Origin of the sequence: Pseudomonas sp. Irchel 3A5 (assembly GCF_900187575.1) — a bacterium.
Taxonomy (GTDB): Bacteria; Pseudomonadota; Gammaproteobacteria; order Pseudomonadales; family Pseudomonadaceae; genus Aquipseudomonas; species Aquipseudomonas folii.
The window spans coordinates 61,265-78,934 of record NZ_FYDU01000021.1; the positions used below are offsets into that span (position 1 = coordinate 61,265).

The 17,670-nt window shown below is 58.4% G+C and carries 16 protein-coding genes; 14 read left to right on the forward strand and 2 right to left on the reverse strand.

The window, feature by feature from the left end:
• The first annotated feature begins 295 nt into the window (after positions 1-295).
• From CKW31_RS27105 to ureC, 13 genes are all read left to right on the forward strand, one after another.
• Positions 296-766 carry a copper chaperone PCu(A)C gene (locus tag CKW31_RS27105; protein ID WP_095101858.1) on the forward strand — a complete coding sequence of 157 codons (471 nt, stop codon included), beginning with the start codon at positions 296-298 and terminating at the stop codon, positions 764-766.
• A 236-nt stretch (positions 767-1,002) separates the two neighbouring features.
• Entirely contained in the window at positions 1,003-4,110 is a 3,108-nt protein-coding gene (locus CKW31_RS27110; protein WP_095101860.1) for a hypothetical protein, read from the forward strand.
• 199 nt (positions 4,111-4,309) lie between these two features.
• Entirely contained in the window at positions 4,310-5,575 is a 1,266-nt protein-coding gene (urtA, locus tag CKW31_RS27115; protein WP_027901346.1) for an urea ABC transporter substrate-binding protein, read from the forward strand.
• Positions 5,576-5,741: 166 nt separating this feature from the next.
• Positions 5,742-7,313: an urea ABC transporter permease subunit UrtB gene (gene urtB / locus CKW31_RS27120; RefSeq protein WP_095101862.1), complete on the forward strand. Its 1,572-nt coding sequence runs from the start codon at positions 5,742-5,744 to the stop codon at positions 7,311-7,313.
• Positions 7,313-8,392, forward strand: coding sequence for an urea ABC transporter permease subunit UrtC (gene urtC / locus CKW31_RS27125; protein WP_095101864.1), 1,080 nt, complete (start codon positions 7,313-7,315; stop codon positions 8,390-8,392). The genes urtB and urtC overlap by 1 nt, the downstream gene beginning before the upstream one ends.
• On the forward strand, positions 8,389-9,249 hold the full coding sequence (gene urtD / locus CKW31_RS27130; protein ID WP_095101866.1) for an urea ABC transporter ATP-binding protein UrtD: 861 nt from the start codon (positions 8,389-8,391) through the stop codon (positions 9,247-9,249). The genes urtC and urtD overlap by 4 nt, the downstream gene beginning before the upstream one ends.
• A 118-nt stretch (positions 9,250-9,367) precedes the next feature.
• Entirely contained in the window at positions 9,368-10,066 is a 699-nt protein-coding gene (gene urtE, locus CKW31_RS27135) for an urea ABC transporter ATP-binding subunit UrtE (protein ID WP_027901342.1), read from the forward strand.
• A gap of 47 nt (positions 10,067-10,113) precedes the next feature.
• A complete protein-coding gene (locus tag CKW31_RS27140) occupies positions 10,114-10,953 on the forward strand; it encodes an urease accessory protein UreD (protein WP_095101868.1) in 840 nt (279 codons plus the stop codon).
• 130 nt (positions 10,954-11,083) lie between these two features.
• Positions 11,084-11,386, forward strand: coding sequence for an urease subunit gamma (locus CKW31_RS27145; RefSeq protein ID WP_027902525.1), 303 nt, complete (start codon positions 11,084-11,086; stop codon positions 11,384-11,386).
• 26 nt (positions 11,387-11,412) lie between these two features.
• Positions 11,413-11,955 (forward strand): GNAT family N-acetyltransferase, encoded by a 543-nt coding sequence (locus CKW31_RS27150; protein ID WP_095101870.1) that lies wholly within the window; start codon positions 11,413-11,415, stop codon positions 11,953-11,955.
• A 9-nt stretch (positions 11,956-11,964) separates the two neighbouring features.
• Positions 11,965-12,498: an N-acetyltransferase gene (locus CKW31_RS27155; protein ID WP_095101872.1), complete on the forward strand. Its 534-nt coding sequence runs from the start codon at positions 11,965-11,967 to the stop codon at positions 12,496-12,498.
• Positions 12,495-12,800 carry an urease subunit beta gene (locus CKW31_RS27160; RefSeq protein WP_087269742.1) on the forward strand — a complete coding sequence of 102 codons (306 nt, stop codon included), beginning with the start codon at positions 12,495-12,497 and terminating at the stop codon, positions 12,798-12,800. The genes CKW31_RS27155 and CKW31_RS27160 overlap by 4 nt, the downstream gene beginning before the upstream one ends.
• Before the next feature lie 142 nt (positions 12,801-12,942).
• The gene (ureC, locus tag CKW31_RS27165; protein WP_027902529.1) at positions 12,943-14,643 is read left to right on the forward strand and encodes an urease subunit alpha; all 1,701 of its coding nucleotides are present in this window, start codon (positions 12,943-12,945) and stop codon (positions 14,641-14,643) included.
• A 29-nt stretch (positions 14,644-14,672) separates the two neighbouring features.
• On the opposite strand, the gene CKW31_RS27170 is transcribed toward ureC, so the two are convergent.
• On the reverse strand, positions 14,673-14,957 hold the full coding sequence (locus CKW31_RS27170) for a hypothetical protein (RefSeq protein WP_095101874.1): 285 nt from the start codon (positions 14,955-14,957) through the stop codon (positions 14,673-14,675).
• Positions 14,958-15,122: 165 nt separating this feature from the next.
• Between CKW31_RS27170 and CKW31_RS27175 the strand changes: the two genes are divergently transcribed.
• Positions 15,123-16,256 carry a sensor histidine kinase KdpD gene (locus tag CKW31_RS27175; RefSeq protein WP_095101876.1) on the forward strand — a complete coding sequence of 378 codons (1,134 nt, stop codon included), beginning with the start codon at positions 15,123-15,125 and terminating at the stop codon, positions 16,254-16,256.
• A gap of 196 nt (positions 16,257-16,452) precedes the next feature.
• Here the strand turns inward: CKW31_RS27175 and cbpA are convergent, their stop codons facing one another.
• Entirely contained in the window at positions 16,453-17,391 is a 939-nt protein-coding gene (gene cbpA, locus CKW31_RS27180; protein ID WP_095101878.1) for a curved DNA-binding protein, read from the reverse strand.
• Between the last annotated feature and the right edge of the window lie 279 nt (positions 17,392-17,670).

The following is a 17,670-nucleotide window of genomic DNA, read 5'->3' on the forward strand; positions in this document are numbered from 1 at the left end:
TGCGCGAAAGCGCGGCATCTGGACGACGGAGACGCTCCTATCAAAAAATGCAATTACATGACTTGGAATGCTTTTCTGTAGGAGCTCACGAGCACCGCGAGGCAGCGATGGCGTCCTGTCTGATACACCGCCATCGCGGCCTCGCGGTGCTCGTGCACTCCTACAGGTCTTTGCTTGCTTCGCGACAGCGTGGTGTCAGCGAGACGTGGGCAACTCCCACCGGGATTGCGCGTGGATTTTTACATCGCCGGGCTGTTCAGGCTAAATGAAAGTCCAATCGACAGGAGTCTCTTTAATGTTGAAACACCTGCTCATGCTGACAGCGTTGTTGCTGCCAGTGAGTTACGCCAACGCCAATGACTATCACGCCGCCGAGCTGAATATTGCCGCCCCTTGGTCCATGGAGCTGCCGCCGAATGCGCCCAATGTCGCGGCCTATTTTGTCATTCACAACAATGGCCAGAACGCAGACCGCCTGCTCAGCGTAGACACGCCCATCGCAGGCACCGCTCAGCTTCACGAGCATGTTCACGCCAATGGCCTGATGAAAATGCAACAGGTGCCGAACGTGGAAGTCCCGGCCGGTGGCGACGCAGTGTTCGCGCCAATGGGCTATCACGTGATGCTGCTGGACCTGAAAGACAAGGCTGCGCTGACGGAAGGCAAAACCTTCCCGTTGACCCTGCACTTCGAGAAGTCAGGTGAGGTCACGGTAGAGGTTGAAGTGCTGAAACAGCCGCCTGGGGCTTCCAAGCACAGTCATTGATACCGGGCCCTTGATCGAGTTTTGTAGGACCGGCTTTAGCCGGGAGGGCTGCATTCCGGACGACGCAAATGCTGTGAATGTAACGGCCCCTTCCCGGCTAAAGCCGGTCCTACGTCAGGTTATACGCCTACAACACTTGCGGAATTGCCTCGACAACCAACGGCGCTAGCACCTACAGACACCCTCTCCCAAATCCGATTTCGTGAGCTGCATCTTTCATAAAACGAAACGGAATCATGCCTACTCAATCTGCTTCACCCGCTGCCAGCAGCGCAGCGTATCCACCCGATTTGCGCACCGTCGCTGAACAGGAGTTTCTGCGCCTCCTGCAACGTGATAATCCGCGAGCAAGCATCGACATCGGTCGCACCTGGCTGACGTCCTACACGCTGAAGACCCTGACGATCCCACCCTTCACCCAACTCCCCGAGGAAAGCCACCCAACCATTGAACGCTCGTTGCGTCAGTTGCTGCACTCGGAACCCGTGCGCGATACTTTGCTCAGTCACTTTCTGGAACGGTCGAGCTTTGATCCGTCCGTCCATGCAGGCTTCTACAGGGCCGCGAACACAGTGGCGGAATCCGACGAGGTCGCGCATCTCGAATGCCAGCAAATCCTGGACCTTTACACACACTTCAACAGTGCGCTTGAACCGGTCTATCGCCAGCAACTGGCCGACTACTGGACCTACCTCCACAATGGCATCAGCCGCCGTGAGCGGTTTATCGCTGAACGAAAAAAGGCCTTGCTGCTGGAATCCGAAGCGGCAGTGGAGCAAAGCCTGCTCACGACCACCCAGCACGCCATGCTTGAAGAGCAACTGAACAGGCCGCGTCTTGCTGACAACAACACCGTACAGAAATATGGTGCCTTTCAATTGGCGCTGGTGGATGGGCAAGGCGAAGCGCAGATTTTACCCGGCGCGTTTGTACTGACTCATACCCAAAGCCTGCAACCACCGGCGCTGACTGACACCAATCTGGGGGAGGTACTGCTTCGTACCGAACATCAGGGGCTGGAAGGTTTCGAGAACATCGCAGCGATGATCCATTCCTTGGGGATGCGCTTTAACGACGCCATACAAAAGCAGGTTTTACTCCAGAACCTCAGCGCCGATTCACGAGAGAAAATCCTCAAACTGATGCCAGCCGTTCCTGCATGGCGTTTATCGCTGCTGAGCGGCGATGTGCTGCAAACATTGTTCGATCAGCAAGTGGCCAGGCAACAAGCCGACTTCAGCTACCTGCTTCGCCAGGCAAGGACAGCGAAGATCAACGCGGATGAGTTTGCGCGGACCTTGCCCCTGCAACTGGCCAAGGCTGCGCACCTGGACAATGCGCTCATGCTTGATCGTAACGATCATCGTCTGATCGCCAGTAACATGCCGCACTGGTGGCAGAACGTAAGTCGCGAGCACCAGCAGCACTGGGTCGCCGCGGCGCAGGATTACAGCAAATCCATCATGCAGTTGCATCACCTGTGCACGAACATGCCTGACGGCCCGCAACCCCAGGGAGCTCATCAGACAGCGTGGTTCGAAAACGTAAAAAGCCTTGCCATCTCCCAACTGCGCATGGATCAGGTACAGGCTCAGACCGAGCGGCTGCCGGACGTGGCCAGAGACTGGATGAAGGTCATTATCGATAGCCCCTGCGTCGAGCAGCGGCAGAAGGTCGATGGCAAAACCATCAACCTCGATTTCATGATCCTTGAGCAACACCCGCTCCCTGATGTCATGCGTATTGCTCCGCAAGGCTCAACACCCAGGCAGCCGTTGTTGCTCTGCACCCTGAACGCACCGGACAGTCGGGTATTTCGCTGGTTTCCCGATGAGGAAACCATGCGTGAGGAATTTCTGGAGAATCCCGACTTCACCCGATACCTGCTGCGCCAATTGCCCGAGGAAAGCCGGCCAGTGGAATGCAGCGCCGACGAGTACGAGCAATGGCTCAAGCATTTTCGTGCAAGAGAAACGTTCAAGCATCTGCAGACGCCTGCCAGGCTGCCCAGCTTTATTTTTGGCGAACCTGATTACGTTGATGAGGGCGAGGACTACCTCATGACCCATCACGACCTGAAGCATGCCCGCCGACAGGCACTTCACTTCAGGCCCGAGGTGATCAAGAAACACGGTTCGTTGTTTGGAAGCATCGCGCTGAATATTGCCATGCTGTTCATTCCCTCACCGGTGCTCATCGCGTTGGCGGCCGGTGTCGGTCTGTTCAAGCTCTGGGAGGCTTTCCAGCATCTCAGAGAAGGCGATTACAATGGCGCCGCCTTCGAATTGTTGTGCGCGGTTGGTTACCTTGGCGCTGCTGCGCTGGGTCGATGGGTGATGAATCGCGAGCCCTTCACCGCACTGGAAAATCTGCGCCCTGCTTCGCCACTGGTCCAGCGCACCGGCGCCGAGGGTGAGGAGCAGATCGGTTATCTGGAGTCCTCCACCCCCACCCCGCAACACACCGATCTGGATGCCGTTGTGCCGTACGACGCCAATCAGTTTCATGCCGTACAGATAGGCGACAGACAGTACTTCATCAAACGCCAGCCCTGGCTGTTTGGTCACTGCCAGCTCTATCGCGTAGACGTCACTAATCCTGACTTGCTGATTAAAGAGCCCGCCTACGCGTTGGAGTCCAGGCCCGGTGTCTGGAGCAGAATAGAAACACTGCGCACCAGAATCAGCAGCCTGCTGCTGAAGCAGTCAGATCAGGAGTTGGGGGACGTGGTGCAGAATTGGCCGGATTCGGCGGACAACGTCAGCAACGTGTCCAGACTGGCGTTCAATCGCAACTATCTGCGTCTGGCACAAACCTCTAATGCCGATGAAATGCCGGAAATACTTGATTACTGTGAGGGCGGCTCGCAACCCATCAACACGTTGTTGCGCGCACGCATGCATACGCCGCTGACCGTCCGTTTTCTGAGCGAGTTCTATCGTCTCAACGAATATCAGGGGCGGGCTTATCGGGCCGTATTGGTCAGTGCCGCAGGACTGCGAAAACTGACCAGCGAGATCGGGCAAGTGTTCATCGATAACGGCGTGCAGTCTGCGTCAGTCAGCCGCTGGAGCAGCGAGCAGTGGAGCCGGGACGGGTTCATTCGTCAGTCGGCAAGCAGTGAGGACAGCACTGTATTCGTCATATTCAACGAGTCGGTACCAAAGAAAAACCTGTTCACCAGCTTCCTGGGAGACCACGTAGCGATTGCCCCATCCACGCCGCTGCAACTGGTGGCAAGCCGACTGGTAGGCAAACGGTTCTACGTCTACTTCAAAAGCCCAACTGCCCTTCCGGATAAATTGTTCGATCTCTACTCCGGCAACACTGAGCTGATGCTGTAAAGCATGAGCACCATTTAAGCGCAGCTCCGCGCACCAGCCCGGCAAATAGGTTCCACGCTGGTGCGTTCATTTCCTGCCCACCCGGACAGTTTCCTGTTCGGGTGGGCTATTTCGTGCCTTGGCCCAGCCTTTGCTAAACAGCAATCAGATATGCGTTATCTCTTGCGCCCCATCGAATACCAATAACGGAGCTAGCCCAATGAAGCGTCGCAGTCTGATAAAAGCCTTTACCCTTTCCGCATCCATCGCTGCGATGGGGCTCACATGGACCGTCCAGGCCGCCGAGACCATCAAGGTCGGCATTCTGCATTCGCTGTCGGGCACCATGGCTATCTCCGAAACATCGCTCAAAGACATGGCGTTGATGACCATCGACGAAATCAACGCCAAGGGCGGCGTCAACGGCAAAATGCTGGAAGCCGTGGTCGTCGACCCGGCGTCCAACTGGCCGTTGTTCGCGGAAAAGGGCCGTCAGTTGCTGACTCAGGACAAGGTTGCCGTGGTATTCGGCTGCTGGACCTCGGTGTCACGCAAATCCGTTCTGCCAGTATTCGAAGAGCTCAACGGCTTGCTGTTCTACCCGGTTCAGTACGAAGGCGAAGAAATGTCGCCCAACGTGTTTTATACCGGCGCAGCGCCTAACCAGCAGGCGATTCCCGCAGTCGAGTACCTGATGAGCGAGGACGGCGGCGCTGCCAAGCGTTACTTCCTGCTGGGTACCGACTACGTTTACCCGCGCACCACCAACAAGATTCTGCGCTCGTTCCTGCACTCCAAAGGTGTAGCGGACAAGGACATCGAAGAGGTCTACACCCCGTTCGGTCATGCTGATTACCAAACCATCGTTGCCAACATCAAGAAGTTCTCTGCGGGCGGCAAGACGGCTGTGATCTCTACCGTCAACGGCGACTCCAACGTGCCGTTCTACAAAGAGCTGGCCAACCAGGGCCTGAAGGCTACCGACGTACCGGTTGTGGCCTTCTCCGTGGGCGAAGAAGAACTGCGCGGTATCGACACCAAACCGCTGGTGGGTCACCTGGCTGCCTGGAACTACTTCCAGTCGGTAGAGAACCCGGTCAACACCAAGTTCGTCGCTGACTGGAAAGCCTACGCCAAGAAGAAAAACCTGCCGGGCGCAGACAAGGCGGTGACCAACGACCCGATGGAAGCCACTTACGTGGGCATCCACATGTGGGCGCAAGCGGTGGAGAAAGCCAAGTCCACCGATGTGGATAAAGTCCGCGAAGCCATGGCCGGTCAGACCTTCGCCGCCCCATCAGGCTTCACCCTGACCATGGACAAGACCAACCATCACCTGCACAAACCCGTGATGATCGGCGAAGTCGAGGACAACGGTCAGTTCAACGTCGTCTGGCAGACCAAAGAGCCGATCCGCGCCCAGCCATGGAGCCCGTACATCCCGGGTAACGACAAGAAGCCGGATCATGCGGTGAAGAGTAACTAACACGCTGGATGTTCGACCGCCGCTATGGTGCGGTCGAACACATCTTCTGTAGGAGCTGCCGAAGGCTGCGATAGGGTTCCCCTGACACACCGCAATCGCAGCCTTCGGCAGCTCCTACAGGGATCACCAGATCCACCCGATCTGGACGCCTTTCAGGACACCTGCCATGCACAACATTCTGTACCGCCTCATCTTCACCCTCGCACTGCTGCTGCCCATGGCAGCACAGGCCAGCGATGCAGGTGATTTCGTAGCGGCCAGTTCCGCACAACAAGCCGAACTCCTTGAGAGCTGGGCTGCCCAGCCTGTTGCGGGGCGCATCGAACTGATCAAAGCCTTGCAGGAAGGTCGCGTCGCTGCCGATGGCAACAAACGCGCCTTTATCGAAACCGGCGACAACTACGTCGCGGTCGATGCTGATACCCCGACAACCGATGAACCGCGCAAACTGCGCCTGAATAACCGCCTGCGTGGCTTGATAGAAACCGCACTGGCCAGCCATCAACTGTTGGCCGGCGATGCGAACGTACGTCTGGCTGCCGCGCAGCAATTGCAAAAAAGCGCCCGTCCCGCGCAGCTGCCGTTCCTGAGCGTACGGCTCGCCGATGAAAAAGACGATGACGTACACGACGCACTGACACTGGCACTGGCTAATCTGCAACTGGTCGACACCAGTCCGACGGTGCGTCTGGCGGCTGTGCGCTTGCTGGGCGAAACCGGTGAGCCGTTGGCCCGTACGCGTCTGGAAACCTTACTGGCGCCGGGCGTGGAAACCGATACCAGCGTGCGTATCGCAGCCGAAACCAGCCTGGCGCAAGTGAAGCGCAAACTGATGATCGGCGAAATTCTCGGTCAGGCATTCAGCGGCATGTCGCTGGGCTCGATCCTGCTGCTCGCGGCGCTCGGTCTGGCAATCACCTTCGGCTTGCTGGGGGTCATCAACATGGCCCACGGCGAAATGCTGATGCTCGGGGCTTACTCCACGTATGTCGTGCAACTGATGTTTCAGCGTTACGCGCCGGGCGCTATCGAGTATTACCCGCTGATTGCCCTGCCAGTGGCGTTTTTCGTCACGGCGGCCATCGGCATGGCATTGGAGCGCACGGTGATCCGTCACCTGTATGGCCGCCCACTGGAAACCCTGCTCGCCACTTGGGGCATCAGCCTGATGCTGATCCAGGCGGTGCGTCTGGCCTTCGGTGCGCAGAACGTTGAAGTCGCCAACCCGGAATGGCTGTCTGGCGGGTTTCAGGTCCTGCCCAATCTGGTGCTGCCCTACAACCGCATCGTGATCATCGCGTTTGCGCTGTTTGTGGTGGTGCTGACCTGGCTGTTGCTGAATAAGACCCGCCTGGGCCTGAACGTGCGCGCTGTGACCCAGAACCGCAATATGGCCGCCTGCTGCGGCGTGCCGACCGGACGCATCGACATGATGGCTTTCGGGCTTGGCTCAGGCATTGCCGGGCTGGGCGGCGTCGCCCTGAGTCAGATCGGCAACGTCGGCCCGGATTTGGGCCAGAGCTACATCATCGACTCGTTCCTGGTGGTGGTGCTCGGCGGCGTCGGGCAACTGGCCGGTAGCGTCATGGCGGCCTTCGGTCTGGGCATCGCCAACAAGATTCTCGAACCGCAAATCGGTGCCGTATTGGGCAAGATCCTGATCCTGGCGCTGATCATTCTGTTTATCCAGAAACGTCCGCAAGGCCTCTTCGCATTGAAAGGACGGGTGATCGACTAATGAACCAACCATTGATGGTCACGGCCGCACAAAAAGTCGGCCCCAAGGGTACTGTGGCGGTTGGCCTCGTCGTGCTCGCCATTCTGCTGGCAATGCCCCTTTTGTCCTTGCTGCCCGCCGATAACAGCTTTCAGGTCTCGGCCTACACCCTGACGCTGGTGGGCAAGATTCTCTGCTACGCCATCGTAGCGCTGGCGCTGGATCTGGTCTGGGGATACGCCGGTTTGCTGTCCCTCGGGCACGGTCTGTTCTTCGCCCTGGGTGGGTACGCCATGGGCATGTACCTGATGCGCGAAGCCGCAGGCGATGGCTTGCCCGCATTCATGACGTTTCTGTCGTGGACCGAACTGCCGTGGTATTGGGCGGGCACCGATAACTTCTTGTGGGCCCTGTGTCTTGTGGTGTTGGCGCCGGGTTTGCTGGCGCTGGTGTTCGGTTTCTTCGCCTTCCGCTCGCGGATCAAAGGCGTGTATTTCTCGATCATGACCCAGGCCCTGACCTTCGCAGGCATGTTGCTGTTCTTCCGCAACGAAACCGGTTTTGGCGGCAACAACGGCTTCACCAATTTCCGCAGCATTCTGGGTTTCAGCATCAGCTCACAAGGCACCCGCGCCACGCTGTTTCTGGCGACGGTGATTCTGCTGGTGGCGAGCCTGTATGTGGGCTGGCGTCTGGCGCAAAGCAAGTTCGGCCGAGTGCTGACCGCCTTGCGCGATGCCGAGAACCGGCTGATGTTCTGCGGTTACGACCCACGCGGCTTCAAGCTGTTCGTCTGGGTGCTGAGCGCGGTGCTCTGTGGCATGGCTGGTGCGTTGTATGTGCCGCAAGTCGGCATCATCAACCCGAGCGAAATGTCACCGACCAACTCCATTGAAGCCGCCGTCTGGGTTGCCCTAGGTGGTCGCGGCACGCTGATTGGCCCGTTGCTGGGTGCCGGTCTGGTCAACGGCATGAAAAGCTGGTTCACCGTGGCCTTCCCGGAATACTGGCTGTTCTTCCTCGGCGCACTGTTCATCATCGTCACGCTGTATCTGCCTAAGGGCGTGATCGGTTTGCTCAAGAAGAGGAGCGAACAATGAAAACCACTCCGACACCAGCGTTCATGCTCGAACCCATCCTTGATCCCAACGCTGATGCTGGCACCAGCCGTGATGCCATTGGCCTCGGTCAAAGCGTCGGCAAAGGACTGAACACTCGCCACGGCACCATCCTTACGCTGGAAGACATCAGCGTCAGTTTCGATGGTTTCAAGGCGCTCAACGACTTGAATCTTTACATCAGCGTCGGCGAACTTCGCTGCATCATCGGCCCCAACGGCGCGGGTAAAACCACGCTGATGGACGTGATCACCGGCAAGACCCGCCCGAGTCACGGCAAAGCCTGGTTTGGCGAAACCCTGGACCTGACGCAGATGAGCGAAGTGGAAATTGCTCAGGCGGGCATCGGCCGCAAGTTTCAGAAGCCCACGGTATTCGAAGCCTTGAGCGTGTTCGAAAATCTGGAATTGGCGCAGAAGACCGACAAGTCGGTGTGGGCCAGCCTGCGAGCAAAACTCAGTGGCGAACAGCGCGACCGCATCGATGAAGTGCTGGAAACCATACGCCTCACGTCGTCCATGCAACGCCCGGCCGGTCTGCTTTCGCATGGTCAAAAACAGTTTCTGGAGATCGGCATGCTGCTGGTCCAGGACCCGCAACTGCTGCTGCTCGACGAGCCTGTGGCAGGCATGACCGATGCTGAAACCGAATTCACCGCCGAGCTGTTCAAGAGCCTGGCGGTCAAGCATTCGTTGATGGTGGTGGAACATGACATGGGCTTCGTAGGCTCGATTGCCGACCACGTCACCGTTTTGCATCAGGGCAGCGTATTGGCCGAAGGCTCGCTGACGGATGTGCAGGCGGATGAACGAGTCATCGAAGTGTATTTGGGCCGCTAGCTCCCTCGGTAGGAGCGAACTTGTTCGCGAGGTGATTTCAGATCCACAGTCGTTGTCTGGTCTGACGCCTCGCGAACAAGTTCGCTCCTACCGTTATCCATTTGCTTGGGAAACGAACATGCTTCAAGTTGAAAAGCTCCATCAGTACTACGGCGGTAGCCACATCCTGCGCGGGCTATCCTTTGATGTGAAGGTCGGCGAAGTGACGTGCCTGCTGGGACGCAACGGCGTGGGCAAGACCACGTTGCTCAAGGTGCTCATGGGCCTGCTTCCAGCCAAAGAAGGCGCCGTGCAGTGGGAAGGCAAGGCCATCACCGGCTTCAAGCCGCATCAACGGGTGCACGCCGGGATCGCTTACGTGCCACAGGGCCGGGAAATCTTCGGCCGGTTGACCGTGGAAGAAAATCTGCTGATGGGTCTGTCTCGATTCCCCGGCTCTGAAGCCAAGGAAGTCCCGGCATTCATTTATGAGCTGTTCCCGGTATTGCTACAGATGAAACATCGGCGCGGCGGCGATCTGTCCGGTGGTCAACAGCAGCAACTGGCGATTGGTCGTGCGTTGGCCAGCCGTCCACGCTTGCTGATTCTCGACGAACCCACCGAAGGTATTCAGCCTTCGGTGATCAAGGAAATCGGCGTGGTGATCAAGAAGCTCGCGGAACGAGGCGACATGGCTATCCTGCTGGTTGAGCAGTTTTACGACTTTGCCGCCGAACTGGCCGATCAGTATCTAGTGATGTCCCGTGGCGAGATTGTTCAGCAAGGCCGTGGCGAGAATATGGAAGCCGAAGGCGTGCGTGGTCTGGTGACCATCTGAGTGGTATCCGTTAAGGTGCAAACTTTGAACAGAACGACAGCGAGCCAATGAATCTTCCCGCCCACACCGCATTGTTCACGCCCAGCTGGCATGCCGAGCTGGAGCTGGGCTATGGGCGTTTTGGCGACAGCACGCGCCCCACGCAGCGCCGCCACAAAGGCCCCCTGCGGGTGCAAAAACACCTTTACGCCGAAGGTCCGCAAGTTTGTCAGCACATTATTGTTCATCCGCCCGGCGGAATAGCCGGTGGTGACCGACTGGACATCAGCGCCAGCGTCGGCCCCGATGCCTGGGCACAACTGACCAGCCCCGGCGCAGCCAAGTGGTATCGCGCGGCAGGTCCGGCTTATCAGCAACTTGATCTGAGCGTTGCGCCGGGAGCGACACTGGAATGGCTGCCCCAGGAAACCATCGTGTTCAGTGCCGCACAGGCCGAACTGACCACGCGCATCAATCTGCAAGGCGATGCGCGACTGCTTTACTGGGACGTCGTGGCGCTGGGCAGACCGGCGAGCGGTGAGCGCTTCAAGACCGGGCATTTTCAGGCGCATCTGGATGTGCGGCGCGACGGCAAGTTGCTGTGGCATGAACGGCAACGCATCATCGGTGGCGACGGCTTGCTCGACTCACCGATTGGTCTGGATGGCAAAACCGTATTTGGCACGTTGCTGGTCACCGGCAACATTGACAGCGAATTGCTTGAGGCCTGCCGCGCGGTGCCCAATCTGGTACGCGGTGATTTGACCCAACTGCCCGGTTTGCTGGTTGCCCGTTGCCTGGCTGACGAGGCGCTGCATGCCCGGGCCTGGATGATCGAACTGTGGAAACTGCTGCGCCCGGCGCTGTTAGGCCGTGAGGCGGTGGCGCCGAGGATCTGGAGTACTTGATCCTGTGGGAGCGAGGCTTGCACGCGATAAGAGCGACGCGATCTAAAGTGAACCGCGTCCAGCCTTATCGCGGGCAAGCCTCGCTCCCACAGGGATTGCTAACAACCAAAAAAATTACAACGGACTAAACATGGATCTCACCCCACGCGAAAAAGACAAGATGCTGATTTTCACCGCTGGCCTGGTTGCCGAAAGGCGTCTGGCCCGTGGCGTGAAGCTCAACTATCCGGAAGCCATGGCTTACATCTCGGCGGCGTTGCTTGAAGGCGCGCGGGATGGGCAGACCGTGGCGGATCTGATGCATTACGGCACCACCCTGCTGACTCGTGAACAGGTCATGGAAGGCATCCCGGAAATGATCCCTGAAATTCAGGTGGAAGCAACATTCCCGGATGGCACCAAGCTGGTCACTGTGCATCAGCCAATCGCCTGATTCCGAACAAGACTCTGGAACTGATCATGAGCAATTCGATTCGCGACGCAAAGCCATCCGATCTGCCAGGCATCCTGGCGATTTACACGGACGCCCTTTTCAACACGACTGCGATCTGGAACGAGCAACCGGTAGACCTGGCCAATCGTCAGGCCTGGTTCGATGCGCGCCAGACTCAGGGTTATCCGATTCTGGTCGCTGTGGATGATGAAGACCAGGTCACGGGTTATGCGTCGTTTGGCGACTGGCGTCCTTTTGAAGGCTACCGCTGCACGGTGGAGCATTCAGTCTATGTGCGCGCCGATCAGCGCGGCAAAGGCCTGGGCCCAAAGCTGATGACAGCCCTGATCGACCGCGCTCGCCTGTGCGATAAACACGTCATGGTCGCTGCGATTGAAAGCGGTAATGCCGCCTCCATCAGCCTGCATGAACGCCTGGGCTTCATCATCACCGGCCAGATGCCACAGGTCGGCACCAAATTTGGACGCTGGCTGGACCTGACCTTTATGCAACTGGATTTGTCACCCGGCGCATCGGCTCCACCTTCACAAGCTCCCGTATCCAACTGAGAGGCGATCATGAATCCTGCCCAGCTACGCCGCGTCACGGATGAAAGTTTTGCACACTACCGCCATGGACTGGCGACCTTACTGCTGGACGCTGTGAACAACGGCGCATCGGTGGGTTTCATGGCTGACGTGACACTCGAAGAAGCATACGCCTGGTGCGACGGGCTCCGGGAAGACGTTGCCAACGGCAATCTGCTGCTGTGGGTGGTGGTTCAGGATGAACAGGTACTGGCCAGCACACAGCTCGCGCTGTGCCAGAAAGCCAATGGCCTGAACCGCGCCGAGGTGCAAAAACTGCTGGTGCTCAAGGAGGCGCGGCGGCGCGGGCTGGGTCAGCAATTGATGCAAGCCCTAGAGCAAGCGGCGCGTCAGCTCAAGCGCGGTTTGTTGTTTCTGGACACAGAAGCCGGTTCGCCCGCCGAAGCGTTCTATCGCTCGCTGGACTACACCCGCGTCGGCGAACTGCCCAACTATTGCCAAAGCCCGGACGGCCGTTATGCGCCGACCGCTATCTACTTCAAGACCTTGGGACAACCCGCATGATTCCTGGCCAATACCAGATTCAACCCGGCGAAATCGAACTCAATGCCGGGCGTCGAACCATCAGCCTGAACGTCGCCAACAGCGGCGACCGGCCGATTCAGGTCGGCTCGCATTTCCATTTTTTTGAAACCAACGACGCCCTGACCTTCGACCGTGCCGCCAGCCGCGGCATGCGCCTGAACATCCCGGCCGGCACCGCGGTGCGCTTCGAGCCGGGGCAGTCGAGGGATGTGGAATTGGTGGATCTGGCGGGTTTGAGACGAGTTTTTGGGTTTGCGGGAAGAGTCATGGGCGATCTTTAAATTTGATTGCACCCCAACGCCAGATCCAGCTACAAGCGGCAAGCCACAAGCTGCAAGAAACAGCATTCGGCGGCGCTTGTGATCCGTTTTTACTTGAGGCTTGCAGCTTGAAGCTCGCAGCTCTGAATCCGAGGCACGAGAGATGAAGATTAGCCGACAAGCCTACGCCGACATGTTCGGCCCCACCGTCGGTGACCGGGTACGGTTGGCCGACACCGAGCTGTGGATTGAGGTCGAGAAAGACTTCACGACGTACGGCGAAGAAGTGAAATTCGGTGGCGGCAAGGTCATTCGTGACGGCATGGGCCAAGGCCAGTTGCTGGCCGCCGAAGTGGTCGACACGCTGATCACCAACGCGTTGATCGTCGACCATTGGGGCATCGTCAAAGCCGACGTCGGCCTCAAGAACGGTCGCATCGCGGCCATCGGCAAAGCAGGCAACCCGGACATTCAGCCGGACGTGACCATCGCCATTGGTGCTTCCACCGAAATCATTGCCGGTGAAGGCATGATCCTCACCGCAGGCGGTGTCGATACGCATATTCACTTCATCTGCCCGCAGCAGATTGAAGAAGCCTTGATGAGTGGCGTGACCACCATGATCGGCGGCGGCACCGGCCCGGCAACCGGCACCAACGCGACCACCGTCACACCCGGCCCGTGGCACATGGCGCGCATGCTTCAGGCGGCCGACTCGTTCCCGATGAACATTGGCTTTACCGGCAAAGGCAACGTCAGCCTGCCCGGCCCGCTGGTTGAGCAAGTCAAAGCCGGTGCCATTGGCCTGAAGCTGCACGAAGACTGGGGCACCACGCCCGCCGCCATTGATAACTGCCTGAGCGTCGCAGACGAGTACGACGTGCAGGTCGCGATTCACACCGACACCCTGAATGAATCAGGCTTCGTTGAAACGACGTTGGCAGCGTTCAAGAATCGAACCATTCACACCTATCACACCGAAGGTGCGGGCGGCGGTCACGCGCCGGACATCATCAAGGCCTGCGGCTTTCCCAACGTGTTGCCCAGCTCGACCAACCCCACCCGGCCGTTCACCCGTAACACCATCGACGAGCACCTGGACATGCTGATGGTCTGCCATCACCTGGACCCAAGCATCGCCGAAGACGTGGCCTTCGCCGAAAGCCGCATCCGCCGGGAAACCATTGCTGCCGAAGACATCCTGCACGACCTGGGTGCTTTCTCGATGCTCAGCTCCGACAGTCAGGCCATGGGCCGGGTCGGCGAAGTGATCATGCGCACCTGGCAAACCGCCGACAAAATGAAGCGCCAACGCGGACCATTGCCCGGCGATGGTGAAGGCAACGATAACTTCCGCGCCAAACGTTACATCGCCAAATACACCATCAATCCGGCGATCACCCACGGCATCAGCCATGAAGTCGGCTCGGTAGAAGTGGGTAAATGGGCCGATCTGGTGCTGTGGCGCCCTGCTTTTTTCGGCGTCAAACCGACCCTGATTCTCAAGGGCGGAGCGATTGCCGCAAGCCTTATGGGTGACGCCAACGCGTCGATTCCAACACCTCAGCCTGTGCACTATCGCCCGATGTTCGCCAGCTACGGCAGTTCGTTGCACGCCACCAGCCTGACCTTCATCAGCCAGGCGGCGTTCGATGCCGGCGTGCCGGAATCACTGGGGCTGAAAAAGGTGATCAGCGTCGTCAAAGGCTGCCGGTCCGTGCAGAAGAAAGACCTGATCCACAACGACTACCTGCCGAAAATCGACGTTGACCCACAGACCTATCAAGTCAAAGCCGATGGCGTGTTGTTGTGGTGCGAGCCCGCAGATGTGTTGCCCATGGCGCAGCGGTACTTTCTGTTCTGATTGACGTTTATGTTTGCAAAAGAAGGCAGCTATGGCTGCCTTCGTTGTTTCCCGGCAATTTCCTGCTTGATGCCGGACAGAAACGTCTCGTCGCCGTCGAGCAGCCTCAAGGCTTGCAGCGTGTCATTGACCGCCTCGATCAGCCCCAGATCCTCAGACGTACTGGTCCCCTCAAGTACCCGCCGCAGCGCGAGGTAAAAACCCAGCTTTCCGTATGTCACATCGTCTAGTCTGGGACTCTTGCCGGTATGGAGCTTTTGTTCAGCCAGTTTGATCTGTTCTTCGACAAACGTTGTGAAAGGGGTGGTGATCATGACGGCGCTCCTGCCAGACAGTCCTTGGTATCGATCAAGCCTAGTCGTTGCCTGCGTCTGTTGCCGGAAATGACAGCGGTCTCCGGTCGTTGTCTCGATACCTGAAGGGTAAAGGCTGTAAGATGCGCCATCCTCATTACAGCTCCCGCAGCAAGGTAACCGGCCATGCGCCTCTCGGACTTCATCGTTACCCATGTGGATCGTATCGTCGACGAGTGGGAAAACTTCGCCAAAACCATCAAGCCTGCCGCCGACGCCATGAATAGCGTGGAGCTTCGCGATCACGCCAAAGCGATTCTGCTGGCTGCCGCACGGGACATGAACACCTCGCAGACCAAAAGCGAGCAAGCCGCCAAGTCCAAGGGTGCGGACCTGCAAAAGACCCCGAGCCTGGACCAGGCCGCCGCCAGCCACGGCGAACTGCGCCATATGGTTGGCTTCGATCTGGTGCAGATGACCTCGGAGTTTCGTCATCTGCGCGCCAGTGTCATTCGACTGTGGGTCGAGAGTTTGCAAAATCCGGATCTGGCGTATTTCACTGACATGATTCGCTTCAACGAAGCCATTGATGAAGCGTTGGCCGAATCCACGGCGGCGTATGCCGATCAGGTCGCACGTTCGCGAGACATCTTCCTTGCCATTCTGGGCCATGACTTGCGCGCGCCTCTGCAAGCAGTGAGCATGTCCGCCGACCTGCTGGCGCACAGGCAGGATCTGGATGCCAAATCCCAGGGCTATGTGTCACGGATCAAAAGCAGCACCCGGCACATGGGGGCGATGGTCAGCGATCTATTGGAATTCGTGCGCAGTCGCCTTGGTGCCAGCCTGCCAGTTGAACGCCATAGCATGGACATGGGGAGCGCCTGCCGTGAGGCCGTCGACGAAGCCTGTGCGGGTCGCCCCGACTCACACCCGAATCTGGAAGTGGAAGGCGACACCGTCGGTCACTGGGACCGCGGACGTATCGACCAGTTGCTGCAGAACCTGATCGGCAACGCGCTGCAGCATGGCACGGGCAAGGAAGAGGTCAGCGTCAAAGTCAGCGGTGAGCAGGATCATGTGCAGTTGATCGTGCACAACCTGGGCGACCCGATTTCCGAAGACGCCCTCAGCAGCATCTTTGATCCATTGGTACGCGCCATCAGCGAAGGCTCCACGCCCAGCGGTCGGTCAACCAGCCTGGGCCTGGGACTGTTCATCGTCAAGGAAGTGGTCAATGCCCACGGCGGCAGTATTACCGTGACCTCGAATGTCGGGGATGGCACGACGTTTACAGTGGTGTTGCCCAAGCGGGTTTAACCGACTGGAAAGAAGGCGGTCTTAGCGGGGATACCCAGATTTACGCGCAAAATGATGTGACGACGTGGGACCGGCTTTAGCCGGGAAAGCGGTATTTCAAACGCCCCACTTTCACTGACTTTATCGCCCCCTTCCCGGCTAAAGCCGGTCCCACGTCACAGTCATCATCGCAGTAGCGCACGACCGGCTTTTTACCTCACCACTGCGCCCGCGGGTCAAACGCGGCCTTGTCAGCCAGTTTTTTCCACAGCTCCTGAGTGGCTTCGTCGCTGGACCTAGGCATCACCACCTTGATCTGTGCCAACAGGTCGCCACGCTGGCCCTGTTTGTTCAGCAGACCATTGCCCTTGATGCGCAATCGCTGGCCGTTCTGGCTATCGGGACGAATCGTCAGATTGATCCTGCCAGTCAGCGTCGGCACCGCGACCTTGGCGCCAAGCGCAGCTTCCCAAGGGGCCACCGGCACGGTGATGATCAGGTCGTGGCCTTCGACTTCGAACTTGGGATGCGGCGCGAGGCGGATGATCAGGTACAGATCGCCGTTTTCACCACCGGCTACGCCGGGCGCGCCCTGGCCTTTGAGACGGATACGCTCGCCGTCGGTGACACCGGCCGGGATTTTCACGTTCAGGGTTTTGGTGATATCCGCCACGCGCTGACCGCCAGCGTTGTGTTGCGGCACCTTGAAGCTGACCTGTTTGGACTCGGCCGACAGTGTCTCCTCAAGGAAGATAGCCAGTTCCATTTCCACGTCTTGTCCTCGACGGCCTGGATTGCGTGAGCGACCGCCCTGCTGCGGACGACCACCAAAGATCGAGCTGAAAAAATCGGAGAAGTCGCCGTTATCAGCACCGCCAAAACCGCCCGCACCCGCCCGGCTCTGCCAGCCCGGCGGCGCCTGGAAGGGTTGGCCCTGCCGACCGTATTTGCGCAAGTCGTCGTATTCGGCGCGCTTTTCAGGGCTGCTCAGCACCTCGTACGCTTCGTTCGCTTCTTTGAATTTTTCTTCCGCGCCAGCCTCTTTGCTGACGTCCGGGTGATACTTGCGCGCCAACTTGCGGTAAGCGACCTTGATCGCTTTCTCATCCGCAGTCGGATCTACCGCAAGAATCTTGTAATAGTCTTTGAAGTCCATCTAATGCTTTCCCCGGTTACGCCGTGCAGCGCTGAATACTGCGCACAGCATCCTCTATTTTGAGGTCTCTGAATCCAATTCGTTGAGTTGTATCGGCCGCGCGCCCCGCCAGCTTGATGCTTGAGACGTTCGACGGCCTGATGTGAAGACAATTCCTTGAAGATTGGGGGTCAGGTCGGCCAGTTCAAGTCAGGCATACAAATACAGTTATCTACATTTAACCGATGTTTCGCCCTACGCATCCGTCGTGCACTGGCATACACTGCGCGGCCGTTTTTT